General features: G+C 40.1%; 17 protein-coding genes, 2 tRNA genes and 2 rRNA genes. 1 reads left to right on the plus strand and 20 read right to left on the minus strand.

The window, feature by feature from the left end:
- Positions 1–75 precede the first annotated feature (75 nt).
- From HW120_RS03385 to HW120_RS03470, 18 genes are all read right to left on the minus strand, one after another.
- Positions 76–2,957: ribosomal RNA gene (locus HW120_RS03385) — 23S ribosomal RNA — on the minus strand.
- 115 nt (positions 2,958–3,072) lie between these two features.
- Positions 3,073–3,146, minus strand: a tRNA-Ala gene (locus HW120_RS03390).
- Positions 3,147–3,225: 79 nt separating this feature from the next.
- A tRNA-Ile gene (locus tag HW120_RS03395) sits at positions 3,226–3,299 on the minus strand.
- Positions 3,300–3,384: 85 nt separating this feature from the next.
- A 16S ribosomal RNA gene (locus HW120_RS03400) occupies positions 3,385–4,900 on the minus strand.
- Together the 16S and 23S rRNA genes with 2 tRNA genes alongside form the textbook arrangement of a ribosomal RNA operon.
- 1,115 nt (positions 4,901–6,015) lie before the next feature.
- Positions 6,016–6,873, minus strand: a complete 858-nt coding sequence (atpG, locus tag HW120_RS03405; RefSeq protein ID WP_177730823.1) for an ATP synthase F1 subunit gamma — start codon at positions 6,871–6,873, stop codon at positions 6,016–6,018.
- Positions 6,874–6,949: 76 nt separating this feature from the next.
- Positions 6,950–8,524, minus strand: a complete 1,575-nt coding sequence (atpA, locus tag HW120_RS03410; RefSeq protein ID WP_177730825.1) for a F0F1 ATP synthase subunit alpha — start codon at positions 8,522–8,524, stop codon at positions 6,950–6,952.
- Between the two features lie 39 nt (positions 8,525–8,563).
- Positions 8,564–9,091: an ATP synthase F1 subunit delta gene (atpH, locus tag HW120_RS03415; protein WP_177730827.1), complete on the minus strand. Its 528-nt coding sequence runs from the start codon at positions 9,089–9,091 to the stop codon at positions 8,564–8,566.
- A 6-nt stretch (positions 9,092–9,097) separates the two neighbouring features.
- Complete coding sequence (locus tag HW120_RS03420; protein ID WP_177730828.1) at positions 9,098–9,598, minus strand: F0F1 ATP synthase subunit B; 501 nt, start codon at positions 9,596–9,598, stop codon at positions 9,098–9,100.
- A 93-nt stretch (positions 9,599–9,691) separates the two neighbouring features.
- A complete protein-coding gene (gene atpE / locus HW120_RS03425) occupies positions 9,692–9,886 on the minus strand; it encodes an ATP synthase F0 subunit C (protein ID WP_136404294.1) in 195 nt (64 codons plus the stop codon).
- Between the two features lie 31 nt (positions 9,887–9,917).
- Positions 9,918–11,108: a F0F1 ATP synthase subunit A gene (gene atpB / locus HW120_RS03430; RefSeq protein WP_177730830.1), complete on the minus strand. Its 1,191-nt coding sequence runs from the start codon at positions 11,106–11,108 to the stop codon at positions 9,918–9,920.
- Positions 11,109–11,229: 121 nt separating this feature from the next.
- Complete coding sequence (locus tag HW120_RS03435) at positions 11,230–11,625, minus strand: hypothetical protein (RefSeq protein WP_177730832.1); 396 nt, start codon at positions 11,623–11,625, stop codon at positions 11,230–11,232.
- A gap of 10 nt (positions 11,626–11,635) precedes the next feature.
- Entirely contained in the window at positions 11,636–11,857 is a 222-nt protein-coding gene (locus tag HW120_RS03440) for an AtpZ/AtpI family protein (protein ID WP_177730834.1), read from the minus strand.
- Complete coding sequence (locus tag HW120_RS03445; protein ID WP_177730836.1) at positions 11,826–12,230, minus strand: bactofilin family protein; 405 nt, start codon at positions 12,228–12,230, stop codon at positions 11,826–11,828. The genes HW120_RS03440 and HW120_RS03445 overlap by 32 nt, the downstream gene beginning before the upstream one ends.
- Positions 12,231–12,316: 86 nt before the next feature.
- Positions 12,317–14,977, minus strand: a complete 2,661-nt coding sequence (gene porW, locus HW120_RS03450) for a type IX secretion system periplasmic lipoprotein PorW/SprE (protein ID WP_177730838.1) — start codon at positions 14,975–14,977, stop codon at positions 12,317–12,319.
- Between the two features lie 150 nt (positions 14,978–15,127).
- Positions 15,128–15,823, minus strand: coding sequence for an ABC transporter ATP-binding protein (locus tag HW120_RS03455; RefSeq protein ID WP_177730840.1), 696 nt, complete (start codon positions 15,821–15,823; stop codon positions 15,128–15,130).
- A gap of 26 nt (positions 15,824–15,849) precedes the next feature.
- Positions 15,850–17,319, minus strand: coding sequence for a DUF5687 family protein (locus HW120_RS03460; RefSeq protein WP_177730842.1), 1,470 nt, complete (start codon positions 17,317–17,319; stop codon positions 15,850–15,852).
- Positions 17,320–17,374: 55 nt separating this feature from the next.
- Positions 17,375–18,100 carry a hypothetical protein gene (locus HW120_RS03465; RefSeq protein WP_177730844.1) on the minus strand — a complete coding sequence of 242 codons (726 nt, stop codon included), beginning with the start codon at positions 18,098–18,100 and terminating at the stop codon, positions 17,375–17,377.
- Between the two features lie 16 nt (positions 18,101–18,116).
- Positions 18,117–18,452 (minus strand): PadR family transcriptional regulator, encoded by a 336-nt coding sequence (locus tag HW120_RS03470; RefSeq protein ID WP_177730846.1) that lies wholly within the window; start codon positions 18,450–18,452, stop codon positions 18,117–18,119.
- A 130-nt stretch (positions 18,453–18,582) separates the two neighbouring features.
- Between HW120_RS03470 and HW120_RS03475 the strand changes: the two genes are divergently transcribed.
- A complete protein-coding gene (locus HW120_RS03475; protein ID WP_177730848.1) occupies positions 18,583–19,635 on the plus strand; it encodes a ferredoxin--NADP reductase in 1,053 nt (350 codons plus the stop codon).
- A gap of 55 nt (positions 19,636–19,690) precedes the next feature.
- Here HW120_RS03475 and HW120_RS03480 read toward each other — a convergent pair whose 3' ends face one another.
- Together HW120_RS03480 and HW120_RS03485 are read right to left on the minus strand one after the other, a co-directional pair.
- Complete coding sequence (locus HW120_RS03480; RefSeq protein WP_177730850.1) at positions 19,691–20,725, minus strand: glycosyltransferase family 9 protein; 1,035 nt, start codon at positions 20,723–20,725, stop codon at positions 19,691–19,693.
- Between the two features lie 11 nt (positions 20,726–20,736).
- On the minus strand, positions 20,737–21,342 hold the full coding sequence (locus HW120_RS03485; protein ID WP_177730852.1) for a DUF4254 domain-containing protein: 606 nt from the start codon (positions 21,340–21,342) through the stop codon (positions 20,737–20,739).
- Positions 21,343–21,348 lie beyond the last annotated feature (6 nt).

Here is a 21,348-nt window from a genome sequence, read left to right on the forward strand (position 1 = left end):
TATCTTAACATACTGAGATAAAAATTATTTAATCTTAAAAGAAAGTTGCTTCCCCCACCGAAGCGGGGGAACCGCGTACATAAGCTTACGGGTTATTAGTACTACTCGACTATGACATTACTGCCTTTACATCTATAGCCTATCAACGTGGTCATCTTCCACGACCCTTAAAAGAAATCTCATCTTGTGGTGGGTTTCGCGCTTATATGCTTTCAGCGCTTATCCCTTCCAAACGTAGCTACTCTGCGGTGCTCCTGGCGGAACAACAGATACACCAGAGGTTTGTCCAACTCGGTCCTCTCGTACTAGAGTCAGATCCACTCAAATTTCTAACGCCCACAGTAGATAGAGACCGAACTGTCTCACGACGTTCTGAACCCAGCTCGCGTGCCACTTTAATGGGCGAACAGCCCAACCCTTGGGACCTTCTCCAGCCCCAGGATGTGACGAGCCGACATCGAGGTGCCAAACCCCCCCGTCGATATGAGCTCTTGGGGGAGATCAGCCTGTTATCCCCGGCGTACCTTTTATCCTTTGAGCGATGGCCCTTCCATGCGGAACCACCGGATCACTATGCTCTACTTTCGTACCTGATCGACCTGTATGTCTCTCAGTCAAGCTCCCTTATGCCATTGCACTCTACGCACGGTTACCAAGCGTGCTGAGGGAACCTTTAGAAGCCTCCGTTACTCTTTTGGAGGCGACCACCCCAGTCAAACTACCCACCAAGCAATGTCCCCCGCAACGCGGGGTTAGGCCTCAGATAAGCAAAGGGTGGTATTTCAACAATGACTCCACAACTCCTAGCGAAGCCGCTTCATAGTCTCCCACCTATCCTACACATCACTTATCCAAGGGCAATACTAAGCTATAGTAAAGGTGCACAGGGTCTTTTCGTCCCACTGCGGGTAATCGGCATCTTCACCGATACTACAATTTCACCGAGCTCATGGCTGAGACAGTGTCCAGATCGTTACACCATTCGTGCAGGTCGGAACTTACCCGACAAGGAATTTCGCTACCTTAGGACCGTTATAGTTACGGCCGCCGTTTACTGGGGCTTCAATTCAATGCTTCTCCGAAGATAACATCTCCTCTTAACCTTCCAGCACCGGGCAGGTGTCAGGCCCTATACTTCATCTTACGATTTTGCAGAGCCCTGTGTTTTTGATAAACAGTCGCCTGGACCTTTTCACTGCGGCCAGCATTGCTGCTGGCGACCTTTCTCCCGAAGTTACAGGTCTATTTTGCCTAATTCCTTAGCCATGAATCTCTCGAGCACCTTAGGATTCTCTCCTCGACTACCTGTGTCGGTTTACGGTACGGGTACTTATAATCTAAGTTTAGAAGGTTTTCTTGGAAGCCCTTAGGTACACTATCTCTTTGTCCGAAGACTCCGAGTACTATCGCATTTCACCAGTCCCTGCGGATTTGCCTACAGGGCCTATAGCTAAGTGCTTTAACGAACTATTCCGTCAGTTCGCGGTACTTTCATCACTCCGTCACTCCATCACAATTATAAGTAGTACGGGAATATTAACCCGTTGGCCATCGACTGTCCCTTTCGGGTTCGCCTTAGGACCCGACTAACCCTCAGCTGATTAGCATAGCTGAGGAAACCTTAGTCTTTCGGTGTGCGGGTTTCTCGCCCGCATTATCGTTACTTATGCCTACATTTTCTTTTCTAACCAGTCCAGCAATACTCACATATCACCTTCAACCCTGTTAGAATGCTCCCCTACCACTTGCGAATAAATCGCAAATCCATAGCTTCGGTAGTATACTTATGCCCGATTATTATCCATGCTCGTCCGCTCGACTAGTGAGCTGTTACGCACTCTTTAAATGAATGGCTGCTTCCAAGCCAACATCCTAGCTGTCTGGGCAGACAAACCTCGTTTTTTCAACTTAGCATACATTTGGGGACCTTAGCTGATGGTCTGGGTTCTTTCCCTCTCGGACATGGACCTTAGCACCCATGCCCTCACTGCTGGTAAACATTATATAGCATTCGGAGTTTGTCAGGAATTGGTAGGCGGTGAAGCCCCCGCATCCAATCAGTAGCTCTACCTCTATATAACTTAAGCCAGCGCTGCACCTAAATGCATTTCGGGGAGTACGAGCTATTTCCGAGTTTGATTGGCCTTTCACCCCTACCCACAGGTCATCCGAAGACTTTTCAACGTCAACCGGTTCGGACCTCCACTGTGTGTTACCACAGCTTCATCCTGCCCATGGGTAGATCACACGGTTTCGCGTCTACCACTACTGACTATGGCGCCCTATTCAGACTCGCTTTCGCTACGGATCCACACCTGAAGTGCTTATCCTTGCCAGCAACGGTAACTCGTAGGCTCATTATGCAAAAGGCACGCCGTCACCCCACGAAAGGGCTCCGACCGCTTGTAAGCGTATGGTTTCAGGATCTTTTTCACTCCGTTATTCACGGTTCTTTTCACCTTTCCCTCACGGTACTGGTTCACTATCGGTCTCTCAGGAGTATTTAGCCTTAGCGGATGGTCCCGCCAAATTCAGACAGGGTTTCACGTGCCCCGCCCTACTCAGGATACCACTATCCTTATCTTCTCTTACTTATACGGGACTATCACCCTCTTTGGTTAACCTTTCCAGGTTATTCTAATTCAATCCGCAAGAAATGTCGTGGTCCTACAACCCCAATATTGCCGTAACAACATTGGTTTGGGCTAATCCGCGTTCGCTCGCCACTACTTACGGAATCACTTTTGTTTTCTTCTCCTCCGCCTACTTAGATGTTTCAGTTCAGCGGGTTCACTCACCTATCGGTGTACTATGTCTTCAACATAGTGGGTTGCCCCATTCGGATATCTGCGGATCACCTCGTATGTGCCAATCCCCGCAGCTTTTCGCAGCTTATCACGTCCTTCATCGCCTCTGAGAGCCTAGGCATCCCCCATACGCCCTTATTTTGCTTATTGTACTTTTATCTTAAATTCTACTATTGCTAGCAGAACCCAAAATTACTGTGCTTTCTATTTTTTAAATATTTTCTTATCTCAATATGTCAATGAACGGTTTTTCCTCTCGGAATCGTGGAGAATATCGGAGTCGAACCGATGACCTCCTGCGTGCAAGGCAGGCGCTCTAGCCAGCTGAGCTAATCCCCCAATTTGTCCCGAATTTCGAATTCAGAATTAAATTGTGAATCCCAACTTCCAGAATTTCCTTCTCTTAAGTCTAAAATAGTAGTCCCGGGCAGACTCGAACTGCCGACCCCTACATTATCAGTGTAGTACTCTAACCAGCTGAGCTACGAGACTCTGTTTCTTTCTTAAGTGTATTATTTGAACTAACAGCGAGAGTAATATTTCCCTTTCGATAAACTAAATATTTATCATTCTCTAGAAAGGAGGTGTTCCAGCCGCACCTTCCGGTACGGCTACCTTGTTACGACTTAGCCCCAGTTACCAGTTTTACCCTAGGCAGCTCCTTGCGGTCACCGACTTCAGGTACCCCCAGCTTCCATGGCTTGACGGGCGGTGTGTACAAGGCCCGGGAACGTATTCACCGGATCATGGCTGATATCCGATTACTAGCGATTCCAGCTTCACGGAGTCGAGTTGCAGACTCCGATCCGAACTGTGACCGGTTTTATAGATTCGCTCCTTATCGCTAAGTGGCTGCTCTCTGTACCGGCCATTGTAGCACGTGTGTAGCCCAGGACGTAAGGGCCGTGATGATTTGACGTCATCCCCACCTTCCTCACGGTTTGCACCGGCAGTCTCGTTAGAGTTCCCGACATGACTCGCTGGCAACTAACAACAGGGGTTGCGCTCGTTATAGGACTTAACCTGACACCTCACGGCACGAGCTGACGACAACCATGCAGCACCTTGTAAAGTGTCCGAAGAAAAAACTGTTTCCAGTCCTGTCACTCTACATTTAAGCCCTGGTAAGGTTCCTCGCGTATCATCGAATTAAACCACATGCTCCACCGCTTGTGCGGGCCCCCGTCAATTCCTTTGAGTTTCATTCTTGCGAACGTACTCCCCAGGTGGGATACTTATCACTTTCGCTTAGCCACTGAGCTTGCGCCCAACAGCTAGTATCCATCGTTTACGGCGTGGACTACCAGGGTATCTAATCCTGTTCGCTCCCCACGCTTTCGTCCATCAGCGTCAATATATTAGTAGTAACCTGCCTTCGCAATTGGTATTCCATGTAATATCTAAGCATTTCACCGCTACACTACATATTCTAGTTACTTCCTAATAATTCAAGTCTAACAGTATCAATGGCCGTTCCATCGTTAAGCGATGGGCTTTCACCACTGACTTATTAAACCGCCTACGGACCCTTTAAACCCAATGATTCCGGATAACGCTTGGATCCTCCGTATTACCGCGGCTGCTGGCACGGAGTTAGCCGATCCTTATTCCTACAGTACCGTCAATCTACCACACGTGGTAGGGTTTCTTCCTGTATAAAAGCAGTTTACAATCCATAGGACCGTCATCCTGCACGCGGCATGGCTGGATCAGGCTTGCGCCCATTGTCCAATATTCCTCACTGCTGCCTCCCGTAGGAGTCTGGTCCGTGTCTCAGTACCAGTGTGGGGGATCTCCCTCTCAGGACCCCTACCCATCATTGCCTTGGTATGCCGTTACCACACCAACTAGCTAATGGGACGCATGCTCATCTTGTACCGTTGGAACTTTAGTTATCAAACCATGCGATTCGATAACACTATGAGGTATTAATCCAAATTTCTCTGGGCTATCCCTCTGTACAAGGTAGATTGCATACGCGTTACGCACCCGTGCGCCGGTCTCAAGGAAGCAAGCTTCCTCTACCCCTCGACTTGCATGTGTTAGGCCTGCCGCTAGCGTTCATCCTGAGCCAGGATCAAACTCTTCATCGTATATTTTTAATATTGTCGATAAATTATCTAGCTTATTCTTCTACTCGAAAAATCTTACTCTCTCTTTATATGCTGTCAATCCAATATGTCTATGAACGTGTCTTCTTTTTTATTCCCCTCAAAGCCTAAGCTCTGAGCCGCTAGCCTTTCAGTTAGCGGATGCAAAAGTAGAAATCCTTTTTTAATCTCGCAAGATTTTTTTTAGTTTTTTTTTCAAGCTTCTCAAAAGCTTCTTAACTCAAAAATCCTACGCAATCTCTCAATGAACTTCCCGTTTTTGCGGGCTGCAAAGGTAAAACCTTTATTCCATTTAGCCAAATCTTTTTTGAAAAATTTTTTAATCCCTTTTTCACTCCGATTCAACCTCAATATCTAATGAACTTCGCCTTGATTGCGGGTGCAAAAGTAGCACCTTTTTACTCTTCTCCAAACTATTTCTAAACTATTTTTTGCCTTTCTACAAAACAATTACTTAACAAACTGATTACTAATCCTTAATATAACAAATTATTTTTAGGGGATTTTCCCATTTTTGCTCTCAAATACTGATTTTACAGGCTCTTCCAACTATTTCCTATTTATAAAGCATAAAATTATTCCTGAAAAATATTGTCTTTTTTTACCAGAACCGATACCTGATCGCTATTTCACTGCTAAAATCCGGTCTTCAATCTTTTCAAATAAGCTGTTTTTTTAAATACCAGGTTCCATTAAATATCAAAAAACTGCTTCGCTGATTTTCTGCTCCTATATATATAAGGAATAATTGGCCTGTTTCCTTTATAAAAAATATCCAAAAAAATGCAGTCGTTAGTTCCTTTACCAATTTATCCGGCGAATTTTCAATCCGGAGTGAGCTAAATTCAATAGCATTTTTGTTACCATTATAATATGGCAGGTTATTATTGCCATAAATCTGTAAAATTCCTTTTCTTGAAGTTTTTAAATGAATTTTTTCCTGCTCCTTTTTATACACGATACAAAAGGGGCGGCACGCTTTCTTTTCCGGAATTTTATAAAAACAAAAAAGCGACAAGATTACTCTTGTCGCTTTTTTGAATTTTATTGTTGTTTAATAACCGATAAACAATTATTAAATACTTTTAAAAGTTTACTTAGCTTTTTAAAGCTTCAGCACCACCTACGATTTCAAGGATCTCGTTTGTAATGGCAGCCTGACGTGCTTTGTTATAAGTAAGTTTCAACTGGTTTCTTAATTCGGTAGCATTATCCGTTGCTTTATGCATTGCTGTCATACGGGCACCATGTTCTGCCGCGAATGAATCTCTGATCGCTTTGTATAATTGTGTTTTTAACGACTTTGGAATTAAAGTCAACACAATTTCTTCTTTAGAAGGTTCAAAGATATAATCTGATGTTGCCACCTGAGTTCCTTCGATTGAAGCTAACGGTAAAAATTGTTCGGTCATCACGATTTGCGTAGCAGCATTTTTAAACTGGTTGTATACCAATTCAATTTTGTCATACTCTCCGGCAACGAATTTTTCCATTAATGTTTCTGCAATAGCAGCAACTCCTTCAAATGCCAGGTTATCATAGATAGCACTTTGGTTGTCGATAACATTATTGGTTTTTCTAAGTACGTCATTTCCTTTTTTACCAACAGTAATCACATCAATCTGTTTTCCTGCATAGGCTTCCGTAAGTGTTCTAACCTGTTTAAGAACGTTCGCATTGAAAGCTCCACAAAGTCCTCTGTTCGAAGTAATTGCAACAATCAATACTTTATTTACATCACGTTGATCCGCAAATTTTCCAGCAGCATCTCCTTCTAGTGACGCACTTAAATTTTGTATTAGCTCTGTTAATTTTTCGGCATAAGGGCGCATTGCTGTAATTGCATCTTGTGCTTTTTTCAGCTTAGCTGCAGACACCATTTTCATCGCAGATGTAATTTGCATCGTTGATGAAACAGAAGTAATCCTATTACGTATTTCCTTTAAATTTGCCATTTGTCGATTTGAAAATGAAATAATCTGAAAAATTTGAAGATGTCAGCCATCTTCAAATTTTCAAACTATCAAATTATTAATATTTTGCAGAAACTTCTTTAGCTACTTTTTCTAAAACGTCTGTAATTTCGTCTGTGAATTTACCCGCTTTTAAAGCATCAAGAGTATCTTTATGTTTCGCTTTTAAGAATTCTAAATAATCTTTTTCAAATTCTTTTACTTTATTAACAGGAACGTTTCTTAATAAGTTTTTCGTTCCGGCATAGATAATTGCAACCTGATCTTCTACAGTATACGGATCGTTTACTGCTTGTTTCAAGATTTCAACGTTACGTCTACCTTTTTCAATTACGTTTAAAGTAACCGCATCCAAATCAGATCCGAATTTCGCGAAAGCTTCTAATTCACGGAATTGTGCCTGGTCTAATTTTAATGTACCCGATACTTTTTTCATTGATTTGATCTGAGCGTTACCTCCAACACGTGATACAGATATACCAACGTTAATCGCCGGACGTACACCAGAGTTGAATAAATCAGACTCCAGGAAGATCTGACCATCTGTAATCGAAATTACGTTTGTAGGGATATACGCAGAAACGTCACCCGCTTGTGTTTCGATAATTGGTAAAGCTGTTAATGAACCACCACCTTTAACGATTGGACGTAAAGATTCCGGTAAGTCATTCATATTTTTAGCGATGCTATCATCAGCAATAACTTTTGCAGCACGCTCTAATAATCTTGAGTGAAGGTAGAAAACGTCTCCAGGATACGCCTCACGTCCTGGTGGACGACGTAATAATAAAGACACCTCACGGTAAGCCACCGCTTGTTTAGATAAATCATCATAAACAATTAAAGCCGGACGACCTGTATCACGGAAGTACTCCCCTACTGCTGCACCTGCGAAAGGAGCATAAACCTGCATTGGAGCAGGATCGGAAGCATTAGCAGCAACAATAACTGTATAAGCCATTGCTCCTTTTTCTTCTAATGTTTTAGCGATTCCAGCAACTGTAGAAGCTTTTTGTCCTACTGCAACATATATACAGAATACAGGTTTACCTGCATCGTAAAATTCTTTTTGGTTTAAGATTGTATCGATACAAACTGTTGTTTTACCAGTTTGACGGTCACCGATTACAAGCTCACGTTGTCCACGTCCAACAGGGATCATGGCATCTACCGATTTAATACCTGTTTGTAACGGTTCTGTTACCGGTTGACGGAAGATAACTCCAGGAGCTTTTCTTTCTAATGGCATTTCGTAAAGATCTCCACCGATAGGTCCTTTTCCATCGATAGGGAAACCTAGCGTGTTAACCACACGTCCTACCATTTCTTCACCAACTTTCAATGAAGCGATACGTTGTGTTCTCTTAACTGTTGACCCTTCTCTGATTCCAGTAGACGGACCTAATAATACCACACCTACATTATCTTCTTCAAGGTTTAATACAATTGCCTCTAACCCGTTTTCAAATTGCACTAACTCACCGTATTGTGCGTTAGATAAACCATAAACACGAGCGATACCGTCACCCACTTGAAGAACTGTTCCCACTTCTTCCAAAGTAGCTCCTGATTCAAAACCAGATAATTGTTTCTTTAATATTGCTGAAATTTCAGCAGGCTTAATTTCTGCCATCTTGATTTATAATTTAAACACCTTTCAGTGTGGTAAATATTAATTACTTAATTCTCTTTTTAATTCGCGCAATCTTGTTGCTATGGAAGCATTGTATTGCTTATCTCCTATTCTTAAAACAAATCCTCCGATAATTTCCGGGTCTACAATGTTTTCAATTGTAACGGATTTGTTTGAAAATTCTTTGATCTTCGCTAAAACTTTAGCTTCTAATTCCGGGGTGATAGGAAAAGCTGTTGTAACTTTTACTTTTTCAATTCCGTTCATTTCGTCAAACAAAGCGTTGTATTGCGTTGCAATTTCTGCAAGAATTTCAAATCTTTTGTTTTCTAAAAGCAATTGGAATAACCCTTTCGTTTCTGACTGAACAGAAGCAAATATTTCAGATAGTGCTGCATTTTTTACATCACCCTTTACAACCGGGTTCCCTAAAAAATCTTCCAGCTCTTTACTTTCATTTACAGCAGTAATGATGGTTTTCATATCCTCATTTACTGTTGCGGCATGACCGTTTGCATTAGCAATATCTAAAATTGCTTTTGCATATCTAATCGCAGCTCTTGCCATAAACGATTAATTTAATTTTACGTCATCTAACATTTTCTCAACCAATTTGGTTTGAGTATCCTTGTTAGCTAGTTCTTCTTTTAATAATTTCTCAGCAATTTCCAATGAAAGTGTAGACACATGGTTTTTCAATTCAACCATCGCTGCATTTTTCTCACTGTTGATTGTAGCTTTTGCCTGCTCAATCATTTTATCACCTTGAACCTGAGCTTCTGCTTTCGCATCAGCAATCATTTTTTCTTTAATTTCACGAGCTTCTTTAATCATTGTATCTCTTTCTGCTCTTGCTTCTGCTAATAATTTTTCGTTATCAGCTTTAAGGTTTTGCATTTCTTTCTTCGCATTTTCAGCTGAAGCGATTGCATTTTTAATACCTTCCTCACGAGCCGTGATAGAATCCATAATTGGCTTCCAGGCAAATTTAACTAAAAGCAGGATTAACACTAATAAGATAAGTGCTTGCCAAAAGAATAAACCGAATGAAAAATCGTTAATTAATTTCTCCATTATAATGAATATATTATGATTTAATTTTTTTCTTACTAATAAAACAACACCTGCAACCAACCGTTACAGGTATTGTTAAACTTTTTTCCTTTATTATTTTCCTAAGATTAAAGCAGCGAATGCTAAACCTTCTAATAAAGCAGCGATAATAATCATCGCTGTTTGAATTTTTCCAGCAGCTTCTGGCTGACGAGCAATAGCGTCCATAGCAGATCCACCGATTTTACCTAAACCTAAACCTGCTCCGATTACTACTAAACCAGCTCCGATTAAATTAAGACTTCCCATAAGTATATATTAAAAAAATTAAACTTCTAAATTAAATAATTACATTTTCTTCTTCGTGTCCATGATCATCATGGTGATGATCCTGAACCGCCATACCGATAAACAATGATGATAACATTGTAAAGATAAACGCTTGTAAGAATGCTACTAAAATTTCAATAACCGAAATAAATAGTGTCAAACCTAAAGAGATTGGCATATCGGCATAGATATTCTTTCCTACGAAGATCATAGCAATCAAACTCATGATTACAACGTGACCTGCAGTAATATTTGCAAATAAACGAATTAATAATGCAAATGGTTTTGTTAATGTTCCTAAAATCTCAATTGGCATTAAGATAATTTTCATTGGAACCGGAACACCCGGCATCCAGAAAATGTGTCCCCAGTAATCTTTATTCGCACTGAATTGTGTAATAAAGTAGGTAAACAAAGCCAAACAAACAGTTACAGCAATATTTCCGGTAACGTTAATTCCAAGAGGTGTCATTCCTAAAAGGTTCAACAACCAGATAAAGAAGAATACCGTTAACAGGTAACCCATGTATTTTCTGTACTTTTTCTCTCCGATGTTAGGAATAGCGATTTCGTCTCTGATAAAAAGAATCAGCGGCTCTAAAACTCTTCCGAAACCTGTAGGGATTGGTCCTTTTTTGTATGATTTTGCCAAACCGGTAAACATCAGCAATAATAACGCCGATACTACCAACATTGACACAACATTTTTAGTGATTGAAAAATCTAACGGTTTTACGTTAGCCGGGTGGTGGTGCTCATCATAAGTAATTGTACCGGCAGCATCTGTTTTGTAGATTTTACCATGGTATAATTTATAATAGTTACCATCAACTTCCGCCACAGTTTCCCCGTGGTGTAATTTTGAAGAAGAGAATACCTTCAAGCCGTTATCAATTAAGATAACCGGCAAAGAGAAACCATAATGTTTACCTTCTTTTTCATCTGAAAAGAAAACAAAATCATGCGAATCCTGCAAGTGGTGTTCAATGTAAGCTGTTACTTTGTCTTTTGGATCCTGAGCTTCGTGCTCGTCTCCATGAGAAGCTTCATTGTGTGCTGCATCAGCAGTTACATGAGCCTCATGCGCCACTTCAGTTTTTACTTGAGTAGTGTCTACTACAGGGTTAGCTATAGCAACAGAAGAAAGCAGCCCTACAAAAGTTGCTAGAATAAATCTGACAGGTTTTTTTGAAATCACCATACCTTATTAAATATCTTAATTTTTACGGTCCTTAAATTTGGTGCAAAGGTACATTTTTAATTAATATTCCAAGATTATTGCCCCTCTTTTTTAGTGTATTTATGAATTTTTACTTCGTTTATTATTTCTTATTTAATAATCGTGAAGCTAAAACCACTTCTACCGCTAAAAAAGCAATAAAAATCATAAAAAAATTAATTTTCTCCATATAAGCACTCTCGGTATTGTCCTGAAGCACCGGTAACAGAAAAATATAACTTAACGCAAACTTAATACTGATTAGAACCAGAAAAACAAAACCTAACTGTTCGGGTTTTGTTTCGTTTATTTTTATTAAAATGAAAAGTAATACCAAAGAGAGGATAAAGAAGAACAGGTACACGGTATACACCGGATAATGAAATACCTGATACGTTTGAGAAGGAATACCGAATTGAAATATCAGAATGTGTAAAAGCGCCACTGCGGGCATAATCTGAAACAAACGAAGTATTACATCATATTTTTTCCTGCTCATGAATTTTAATTTATTTATTTAATTGATTTACCTGCCTTATCACATTATAAAGCGCCACAAAAACACCTAACAACGTCAGGATTTTTATATATAAATCATTGGGATTCGGGTATTTGTCATCAAGCCAGCCGCCTAAATATGCAAACGCAAAAATTATTATCCCCATCTGGAACGGGATATTAATTAGTGCCAGCCACTTATTACGCGATTTTTTCTCCTGATCCTGATTCATCTTTAGCGATTGTTTTTACCACATTGCGCATCACACAGGACGCACTGAAATCGGCACCGGGTTCTACAGCAAGTTTCCCCACTATAGCTTCCCCTTTAATGGAGGCCTTGGATTTAATATTCAGAATATCGGTCACTTCGATTTTTCCATTGAATTTACCTTCAATATCGGCTGTTTTACAGGAAATATCTCCTGTAACACTACCGGCAGGGCCAATAACCAACCGGCCTTTTGACGTGAAATTTCCAATCAGATGTCCGTCAAGTCTAAAATCGGCCTGAGAAATAATATCCCCTTTTATTGTAGTTCCTTCAACAATTCTATTGGTTTTCCCGAGTAAATCGGTATAGGATTTTTGTGGTTTATCAAACATGACTTATTTCTTTACAGAACAAAGTTAGGGAATAGTTTTATAATAGCCGCAATGCTCCCGCATTAGCAGGAGCATTGTGATTTTACTTATTTCAGCGTGGCCTTATAGGCTTCCAGATTTTTTTTGATCTGGATTACTTTATAATCTTCATTGGAAACAACAAATGGTGTTTCTGTTACTTTATAACCTTTAAAGTCTTTCAGCACACTTATTGTTGACAGTGCGGCTTCTTTACTGGAGAAACCGTGAACAATAACAAAGCTTTTATCGGCTGTGTACACATCGTTCGATAAGGTGATTTTATCACTGCTTCGGTCTGTGATGTATTTTTGCAGCTTGTCTGTCAGCACTTTTGTTTTGGCATCATTCGGATACGGAATTTCAAAGACCAGTTTCCAGCTCATCGGAGTTCCTTTACCCAGTTCCAGTTGTTCCAGTTTTGGGATATCGGTTTTAACCAGCACTTCCGCCTGTTTTCCTTCTTCGGAATTCGGATAGTTCAGCGCAACAAAGTTCAGGGCTTTTTTATATTCTTCCAGTCCTTTTAGTCGTCCTAACGTGTTTGCTTTTAAAAGTTCAAATTTCGGAACCATTTCATCGCCGTTAAAGTTCTCGATAACCGGATCCAGCTGACTCAATACTTCCTGCAGCTGTCCTTTTTCATATTGTTTGAACAGGTTGTTGTACACTTCTGTCGGACTACCTGCAATAGCAGCATCAGACGCATTGTTCAATAATATCTGGGCATAGCGGCTATCCGGATATTCGGCCAGAATTTGCTGTTTCATAATTTCGGCTTTTGCCGGATCGATGATCTCGTATATTTTGAACAAGTTGTATTTTGCCGGCAGGACCAAACGTTCTTCCGGTTTATTGACCAGCAGTTTCTCCAATTTGGCAGCCGCCAGTTTGTATTCTTTAAATTTCTCTTTGTAAATCGTTCCCAGCTGGAAATAGGCAAAGTTGCGTTCTTTCGCCAGGCTGTCCAGTACTTTTTGCTCTGTAGGCAATTGTTTGATATAGAAATCCGGAGTATAACGTTCGTCCTCCATTTTTGTTTTCGGATTTTCATCTACAACGGCGACATCCTGATTGTCTTTATTGTCTTCTTTATCAATACTTTCCTGGGTAGACCAACGCCAGTTGTCTTTTAAAGCTCTGTTCCCCCATTTTTTCTTAAATTCACTTCTTCCGTAAGCAACGGTTGACGGGTTATAGAAATAAAAGGTATTGGTTCCCGATCCGAGATTTGCAGCACTTTTAACAATGCCGTTCTTTTTTTGTGTGTCTTCATCAGATGGCGGCAGCTGTTTGGACATCATTTGCATTGCCTCACTTTTCGAGGAAACATCCGGATTAGCCATACTTGCCGACTGTCCGTCGATAGCACCGCCGTTTTCGGCAATGTTTTTTGCTTTCTCTGCTTCCAGCGCTCTTTTGGCATCTTCTATTTTCAGCTTTTCAATATAAGCCTCATAATAGTTTCGCTGGTCGTTAGCATTTAATCCCGTTACATATAAGATACTGTCATTTACCCTGGCAATTCCTTCATATTTGATAACATCATTAAGGTTTTCTCTTTTTTTCTTAATGGCAATAAACTCTCTTGTTTTCGGGTTTAGTTTTGACATTGTACTGTCATAGTATTGTCCGGCTACAAGGTATTTTGCATCGTCAAAATAGATTTCTGCCAAATTGCGGTAATTGGAAGCAATCAGGTAATTGTCCTGCGATATGGAACGCAGGGATTTATTGTAGAATTTTTTTGCCTGTACTTTTTTATCCTGTTTGTCATAAAACAGCGCAACCTGGTGATTGATCACATCCAGATACGGTCGGTTTTCACGATCTTCTGCCAGTTTGCCAAACTTTTCAAGGAATGCCAGCGTGTCTCCGGCTTTGTAATCAAATTGCGCGGCCTGTTTGGCATGTGCCTGAATAACATAACGGCGCGGCGATTTTCTTCGCATGTCAATAACCGACTGAAAAGAGGCAAACGCGCTGTCAGGATAATTCAAATCGCCATACAACTGTCCTAAGATAAAATGGTATCTTGCTTTTTCTTCGTTGTGTTTTGTTAAATTCCGGGCTGTTTTCAGGTTAACCACAGCACTGTCAATGGAACCCAGATTCATATATGCCTGTGCCAATATCGCATTGGCATCTGCCTGAACCTGTCCTTTCAGTTTGTTGTCTTCCAGTAGTTTTTTCAGGTTTTTGATCGCTAACGCTTCATTTTCCAGACGAATATTGGTTTTTTCTCTCCAAACTTTCGCTTCATATATTTTATCACTATTGGAATATTTATACAGGATATAGTTGAATGCTTCCAAAGCCGGAATGAACCGATTGTCATAATACCGGGCTTTTCCAAGCAGTAAGTGGGCTTCATCCATCTGAGGGTTTTTCTCACCTCCGTCTATATACATGGAGTGTTTCTGAATGGCTTTGATAGCCTTCGTTTCTGCTCTGTCAAAATTTGCATTTTTTGCCTGTCCGGGTAATACTCCGGCTTCAATATCCTGCATACGTTCAACGGGCAGCACTTCCCAAAAATTATCTTTATAGGTTCCTTTTAATTCTTCTACTCCTTTATCGAAAGCGACCCCGCCGTTATATAAAATATTATATTCGGCAGTAACGGCATGATAATTTCTTCTTACAAGTGAGTTTTTCTTTGTGGAACAGGCCCACAGAAAAAGAAAAAGTCCAACGCCAAAAGCGTATCTGAATATCTTGGTTTTCAATATAAAAACGTTTTTAGTTCTTTAACTTCCAATTTCTTTTTTTAGTATAAAGAGAGGTAAAAATACGTTTCTTTTTGATATGTGGAAAATTTGACCTTAAAAAAGGGTTAAAAGAAAAAGAAATCCCCCGAATAACCGGGGGATAAAGTGTTATACTGCAAAGAATTCTTCAAGCTCCTGAAGGGTTTCTGCCGTGGTATGTATATCTTTTACCACCCTTCCTTTTTCAAGAGCAACGATACGGTCGCTCACCTCGATCGTGTGGAGCAGGTCGTGGCTTGATACTAAAACCGTTACATTTGGATTAGCGGCCAGTTCCTTGATTATTTTTTTCAGACGGATCTGCGTTGTCGGATCCAGATTCGCAAACGGTTCGTCCAGAATAATAACTTCCGGGCTTCCGATTAATGTGGCGATAATACCCACTTTTTTCTGGTTTCCTTTAGACAAGTCCCGCAGGTATTTTTTATTATTCAGAATTTCTCCGTTAAAGAAATCTTCGTGCTTTGCCAAAAGCGCATCCACATCGGCTTTATTTTGTCCGCGTAATTCCCCGATAAAATAGAAATATTCTTCCGGTGTTAAGTACCCGATCAGGAAGCTTTCATCGAGAAAAGCTGCCGTAAATGGTTTCCAGGCTTCACTGTTGTTCACCTGAACCGAGTTGTTTATGATGTGTCCTGTTGACGGTTGGATCAAGTCCAGCAACAGGCTGAAGAATGTTGTTTTTCCGGCACCGTTATTTCCAACTAATCCAAAGCTCTCTCCTTTTTTAATTTCAAGGTTTTCAATGTTCAATACGGTAGTACCGTTATATGTTTTTGATAGATTCGTTACGTGTATCATTATCTATACTTTATTTAATTAATAGCTTAATTTTTCTGTTTGTAGGCTGCAAGGGTTTTGTACTTCTCCGTTTTATAAACGCGTTCAATAATTGCAAACACTTTGTTTCTAAAAGCAAAACCGATAACACCGGCCGAAGCAACCAGTATAAATCCAAAAGTGGATCCCAAGGTATAATGCCCGATGGCATATAACAATAACGGCAATGCAATTTTTGGCAGTGCCAGCAGTAAGCTTTTGACATTAAAAGCCTGTTTGTCGCCAAATGCGTTTTTACTTGTTGACAGGTCAATCGGTGTTTTAACATAAGCACCGGCCCAAAGTACAACATGGGCATTTACCCCTAAATTGTAGATAGCTCCCACAAGAATAGCAGCATAAACTTCCCAGCCAAAATACAGGTAGAAAGAAGCCAGTACTGTTGAAATTACCGTGGCAATCACCATTAGCCACCACTTCGAATTCAGATAATCCCTATATTTGATATTCTGGCTCATCATTAAAGGATAATAAGCACTGTCCCAGCTTGGCACAAACTGTCCGAAGTTTAGCAAGAAGCCACCGGTAACAAAAATTCCCGCAAAAATTTTCCAGTGTGGTGCACTATAGCTTTCAATCCCATTTGAGAAAAACAGCAGCCCGTAAAACAGGAATACCACACTCATGATAATGGTCATTTTGGAACGCTTGTTTCTTTTCAGAAGTTTGATATCGTTTTTAAGAAAGGTCCCCAAGGTTCCGAATTGGTTTAACCAGGTCAGGTTTTCTGTTCTGGCAATTTCGTGTTTCAGCTCTAATCCGGCATCCAAATACAGATTCTTTTTAAAATATCGAAAGGTAATTTCATACAAAATACCACAAAGGATTACCGGAACGATTACCAGCCATTTCATCTCGTACAATCCCATAAAAAAGCTTCGGGTATACTGAGTGATATCAAACAGGTTATAATATTGTGATCCTGCAATTACAACGATAAGGCCAATTATGATATAAAGCAGCAGGTCCTTTTTATTAATGAGTATGTTTAAGTAGTTGTTTGCCAGGATCAACAGGATCATTCCCAAAAACCAGCAGCTAACTCCCAAAGGATCAAAACCTTCGATGAACAATACTACCGAAAAAGGAACCAGAAAGAACAGGTGCAATACATTAAAAAATGAAATCGCTGTTTTTCCTAACGTATAATTGACAATGCTGTTTTTCCTGATATTGATAAAAAGCAATGGTTTAATATTCATTACCGGCGTTTTTTGCAGGAAAAAACGCATCATCAAATCCCCAAACAAATAGTAAATAATAAAGGTATTGACTACCGGAAACGGTTTCATCTGGCTTTCCTCAAGGATATAATACAGGGCAGCCCCTAATATTAAAAACAATGCGATAAAATATAACCCTGCTAAAATCATGAAAATCTTGAGCACCAGATTCGATGTGAATGAGGCGGATCGCAGGAATGATTTCCACTCTAAAGTGATAAAATGTTTTAACATGAAATTTATACTGTTTTATTAAGGTTAGATGCGGCTTTATATCTTTTGTTACATATTATTTTATAATCTGATGCTTTTTAACAATTTCATTCATTTCTTCCTGAAATATTTTAGGCAGTATTTTCATACGAATATATAGGAAAAGGTATAGCAACACCAGCAGTATCGAGAATAGTAAAATGGTCCGGAATCCCATTTCGATCTTATTCATTATCTGGTATATAATATTAAAACCATTGCTCAGAAAGAGCAGCGGAAATGAGAAATAAATATTCTTCATGATACTTTCCAGCAGCCATTTTTTACCGGTTATTTTCTGCTGTTTTTTATTTTTCTTCAGCCATAAAAACGCGGCTATTCCTTCTATAAAAAAGGTTATGACAAACAGTCCCAAAATACTGTAATCAGGATAATGGCTGCGATTCAGTAACTGGAATACCACATAAACGGTTGCTATGACAAGGATAATTTTGGGCAATCTGAAAAAGCATCTGAATTCTGCTAAAATCCTGCGGTTGTACTTTCCGGTTAATGCTGCCTGTCTTTCCTCCAGAATTGTTGTAAAGCCGAAAACCCCAAATTTCCGGAACTCGATTTTTAAGGCTTCATCAAAAGAGATTTCCGGATTAATAGCCCACTGTGCTTCAATTGCATTTGCCAAATGGTCTACCAGCTCCGTTTGTACGTCATAATATGCCACATAATGCTGACCGGTAAAAGCATATAGTTTTTCTATTTCTGTTTCATTTACCCTTCGGTCTGCCGTTTTGCCTGTATTCATCTTTTATACTATTCGATTATATTTGAAATTTGGGCTTTACCAGCACCTGCATGTTCTTAATAAATGTTTCTAATTCTACCAGGCGGTTAACGGTTTCCTGTTCTCCGCTTGCTGTCAGCCTATAATATTTCCGGAGCCTGTTGTCTACTTTTTCCATTTCCACATCCAGAAAACCTTCTGCTTCCAGTTTGTGCAGCGCCGGATACAGCGCTCCTTCGGTAACATTCAGGTCGCCTTTCGTGATTTCCTTTACTTTTTGCGTAATTTCATAACCATACATCCTGCCGTTTTCTTCCAGCAACCGCATGATAATTGTATTCAGGCTGCCTTTATATAATTGTGAATTCTTCATTTCTTGATTTTTTCCGACTCCAATATACATAATTTTCTTATGCATAAGAGTCCTGAGTATTATTTTTTTGCAAAAGGGATTTATCAAAGGCTATAGGTTTAGTACATTTGCAGCATAAACAATTGTAAACATGTCAACATTTCATTCTTTATTAATAAAAGAAGTCAGAAGAGAAACCGCACAGGCTGTTTCTGTTTCTTTTGATGTTCCGGAAAATTTAAAATCTGAATACCAATTTATCGCCGGTCAATACATTAATATAAAATATTCCCAGGACGGAAAAGAGATCCGCAGAGCCTATTCCATCTGTTCCTCTCCCACCAGCGGTGAATTGCGTGTAGCGATTAAAGCGGTTTCGGACGGTTACTTTTCGAGAATAGCAAATGAAAAATTAAAAGAAGGTGATCGTATTGAAGTTGGCGTTCCGGAAGGAAAATTTACTTTTGAACCCAAACCGGACAATCAGCGCAATTATGCTGCATTTGCTGCCGGAAGCGGTATCACACCGGTTATGTCTATCATACAGGCTGTTTTAGAAGGAGAACCAAACAGTACTTTTGTTCTGGTTTACGGAAACAAATCGCCAGAGGATACTATTTTTTATAAAAAACTGCATGATTTACAACTGCAATACGTAGGTCGTTTCTTTGTACACTATGTATTCAGCCAGGCTAAAGCCGAAGATTCCATTTTTGGAAGAATTGAGCGTTCTACCGTTAATTTTGTAATCAAGAACAAACATGCTTCGCTAACATTCGCTAAATATTATTTGTGTGGTCCGGAAGAAATGATTGCGACCGTAAGCGGTGTTTTAAAAGAGCAGAATGTTCCTGAAAAAGATATTAAGTTTGAGCTTTTCACAACATCCTCTACAGAAACTAAAATTGAAAATACTTTAGGCGGGCATACTAAAATCACGGTTTTGGTTGACGATGAAGAGGTTACTTTCGAAATGGCTCAAAAGCAAACCATTCTTGAAGCAGCTTTAAAACAAGGTGTTGATGCCCCATATTCCTGTCAGGGTGGTATTTGCAGCAGCTGTCTGGCAAAAATAACAAGTGGCAGCGCCGAAATGCGAAAAAATTCCATCTTAACCGACAAAGAAATTGCCTCAGGATTAATTTTAACCTGTCAGGCACATCCAACATCCAGTGAAATCTATATCGATTACGACGATGTATAATATAAAGCATAAAAAAACGCCCTTAGAACTAAGGGCGTTTTTTTATGCTTATTCGTTATAATACCGATTCAATTTTAGCGATCACGCTTTCCGGCGAAATGGTGTGCATCACGTCTTCATATCCTTCTACCGTTTTATTTCCGTAAACAGACGTTGGCAGCAACGGATAACGGGTTCTGTCCGGAATCAGTGAATTTTCCATCGGCTGGTTAAACGGCAGGAATCCGGCATAAGGATGGGTTGCTCCCCAAAGGGTAATTACCTTTATTCCTAACATTGCAGCAATATGACCGTTTCCGGAATCCATACTGACCATAACATCGAGATTACTGATTACTTCCATTTCCTGTGGTAATTTCAGTTTTCCGGCAACCACGATTATATTTTCCTGTCCTTTGCTTAATTTGTTCAGGCTATCCACTTCATCCTGTCCGCCGCCAAAAAGAAAGATCGTATAGTCTTTGTTTTGCGCCAGTTTATCAATTACCTGCTGTATTAAATCCAGCGGGTACATTTTTGTTTCATATTGTGCAAAAGGGGCAATTCCAATCCATTTTCCGTTTTTTGTTCCCGCAACCTCAAGGCTCATGGCGCTGAGTTCTTTTTTTGTCGGAAAAACAGGGTGTTGCAGATCAATCGGGAAACCGAGTTTTTTAAACGCCAAAGCATGTCGTTCGAAAGTAGACAGCAGGGGTTTGAAAATTTTGTTTCCGGCTCTTGTCAGTTCCTCTTTCTCTTTTCTTCCCTTGTCCATAAACGTTACTCTTTTTCCGGTTAAGGCAAATAACTTACGGATAACTTTCGAGCGGATTGCATTGTGCAGATCGGCTACAGCATCGGCTTTTAGTTTTGTCAGGTCATAGAACAACCGCAACAGACCGGTAGGTCCTTCGTGTCTTCCCTGCAGATCAACATTAAAAAACGCAACGCCGGGAATATCTTCAAAAAAGGGTTTAAAAAACGGCCTCGATACCACCGTGACTTTCACATCGGGATATTGGGAAACAAAAGCCCGCAGCACCGGTGCGATCATGGCAACATCGCCCATTGCTGAAAGTCTTATTACTAAAATGTGTTTAATTTTAGACATGTGCCTTAAGGCTACTTTTTATTCTGGTACAAAACCGGGTTCAACTCATCGTCATTGTACATCTTCATTTGTTTGTACACCTTCATGTACTTATCACCGTTTTCAATGTCGGTTAACAAATCATCAATAGCAGTGGTCAGATCTTTTTTCTGTTCCAATAAAACGTTTAGTTTTTCCTGGCATTTTGCTCTATGTTCTTCGCTGGCTTCTTTACGATTTGCTTCTTCATTCATGTGGTAAATTTTCAATGCCAGTATCGACAAACGATCCAGTGCCCAAGCCGGACTTTCGGAGTTGATTTTTGCCGTTGGTTTTACATTTACTGCTGCAAACTTCTGAAGAAAATAGCTGTCGATATATTCTACCATATCCGTTCTTTCCTGGTTGGACGCATCGATTCTTCTTTTTAAAATCAAGGCTGCTTCCGGATTAATCTGCGGGTCACGGATAATGTCTTCAAAATGCCATTGAACCGTATCAATCCAGTTTTTCAGATATAATAAATGTTCAATTTTATCTTTTGGATAAGGGTTATTTATGGGTTGATCGACATTATCAAACTTATGATAATCGGTGATACTTTCCTCAAAAATAGAAAAGGCAAATTGTGAAAACATAGTTTA

Source organism: Flavobacterium inviolabile, assembly GCF_013389455.1.
Taxonomy (GTDB): domain Bacteria; phylum Bacteroidota; class Bacteroidia; order Flavobacteriales; family Flavobacteriaceae; genus Flavobacterium; species Flavobacterium inviolabile.

Excerpts from the sequence above, each read along its gene's own strand:
- atpG (WP_177730823.1), bottom strand. The coding sequence starts at position 6,873 with ATGGCAAATTTAAAGGAAATACGTAATAGGATTACTTCTGTTTCATCA.
- atpA (WP_177730825.1), bottom strand. The coding sequence starts at position 8,524 with ATGGCAGAAATTAAGCCTGCTGAAATTTCAGCAATATTAAAGAAACAA.
- atpH (WP_177730827.1), bottom strand. The coding sequence starts at position 9,091 with ATGGCAAGAGCTGCGATTAGATATGCAAAAGCAATTTTAGATATTGCT.
- HW120_RS03420 (WP_177730828.1), bottom strand. The coding sequence starts at position 9,598 with ATGGAGAAATTAATTAACGATTTTTCATTCGGTTTATTCTTTTGGCAA.
- atpE (WP_136404294.1), bottom strand. The coding sequence starts at position 9,886 with ATGGGAAGTCTTAATTTAATCGGAGCTGGTTTAGTAGTAATCGGAGCA.
- atpB (WP_177730830.1), bottom strand. The coding sequence starts at position 11,108 with ATGGTGATTTCAAAAAAACCTGTCAGATTTATTCTAGCAACTTTTGTA.
- HW120_RS03435 (WP_177730832.1), bottom strand. The coding sequence starts at position 11,625 with ATGAGCAGGAAAAAATATGATGTAATACTTCGTTTGTTTCAGATTATG.
- HW120_RS03440 (WP_177730834.1), bottom strand. The coding sequence starts at position 11,857 with ATGAATCAGGATCAGGAGAAAAAATCGCGTAATAAGTGGCTGGCACTA.
- HW120_RS03445 (WP_177730836.1), bottom strand. The coding sequence starts at position 12,230 with ATGTTTGATAAACCACAAAAATCCTATACCGATTTACTCGGGAAAACC.
- HW120_RS03455 (WP_177730840.1), bottom strand. The coding sequence starts at position 15,823 with ATGATACACGTAACGAATCTATCAAAAACATATAACGGTACTACCGTA.
- HW120_RS03460 (WP_177730842.1), bottom strand. The coding sequence starts at position 17,319 with ATGTTAAAACATTTTATCACTTTAGAGTGGAAATCATTCCTGCGATCC.
- HW120_RS03465 (WP_177730844.1), bottom strand. The coding sequence starts at position 18,100 with ATGAATACAGGCAAAACGGCAGACCGAAGGGTAAATGAAACAGAAATA.
- HW120_RS03470 (WP_177730846.1), bottom strand. The coding sequence starts at position 18,452 with ATGAAGAATTCACAATTATATAAAGGCAGCCTGAATACAATTATCATG.
- HW120_RS03475 (WP_177730848.1), top strand. The coding sequence starts at position 18,583 with ATGTCAACATTTCATTCTTTATTAATAAAAGAAGTCAGAAGAGAAACC.
- HW120_RS03480 (WP_177730850.1), bottom strand. The coding sequence starts at position 20,725 with ATGTCTAAAATTAAACACATTTTAGTAATAAGACTTTCAGCAATGGGC.
- HW120_RS03485 (WP_177730852.1), bottom strand. The coding sequence starts at position 21,342 with ATGTTTTCACAATTTGCCTTTTCTATTTTTGAGGAAAGTATCACCGAT.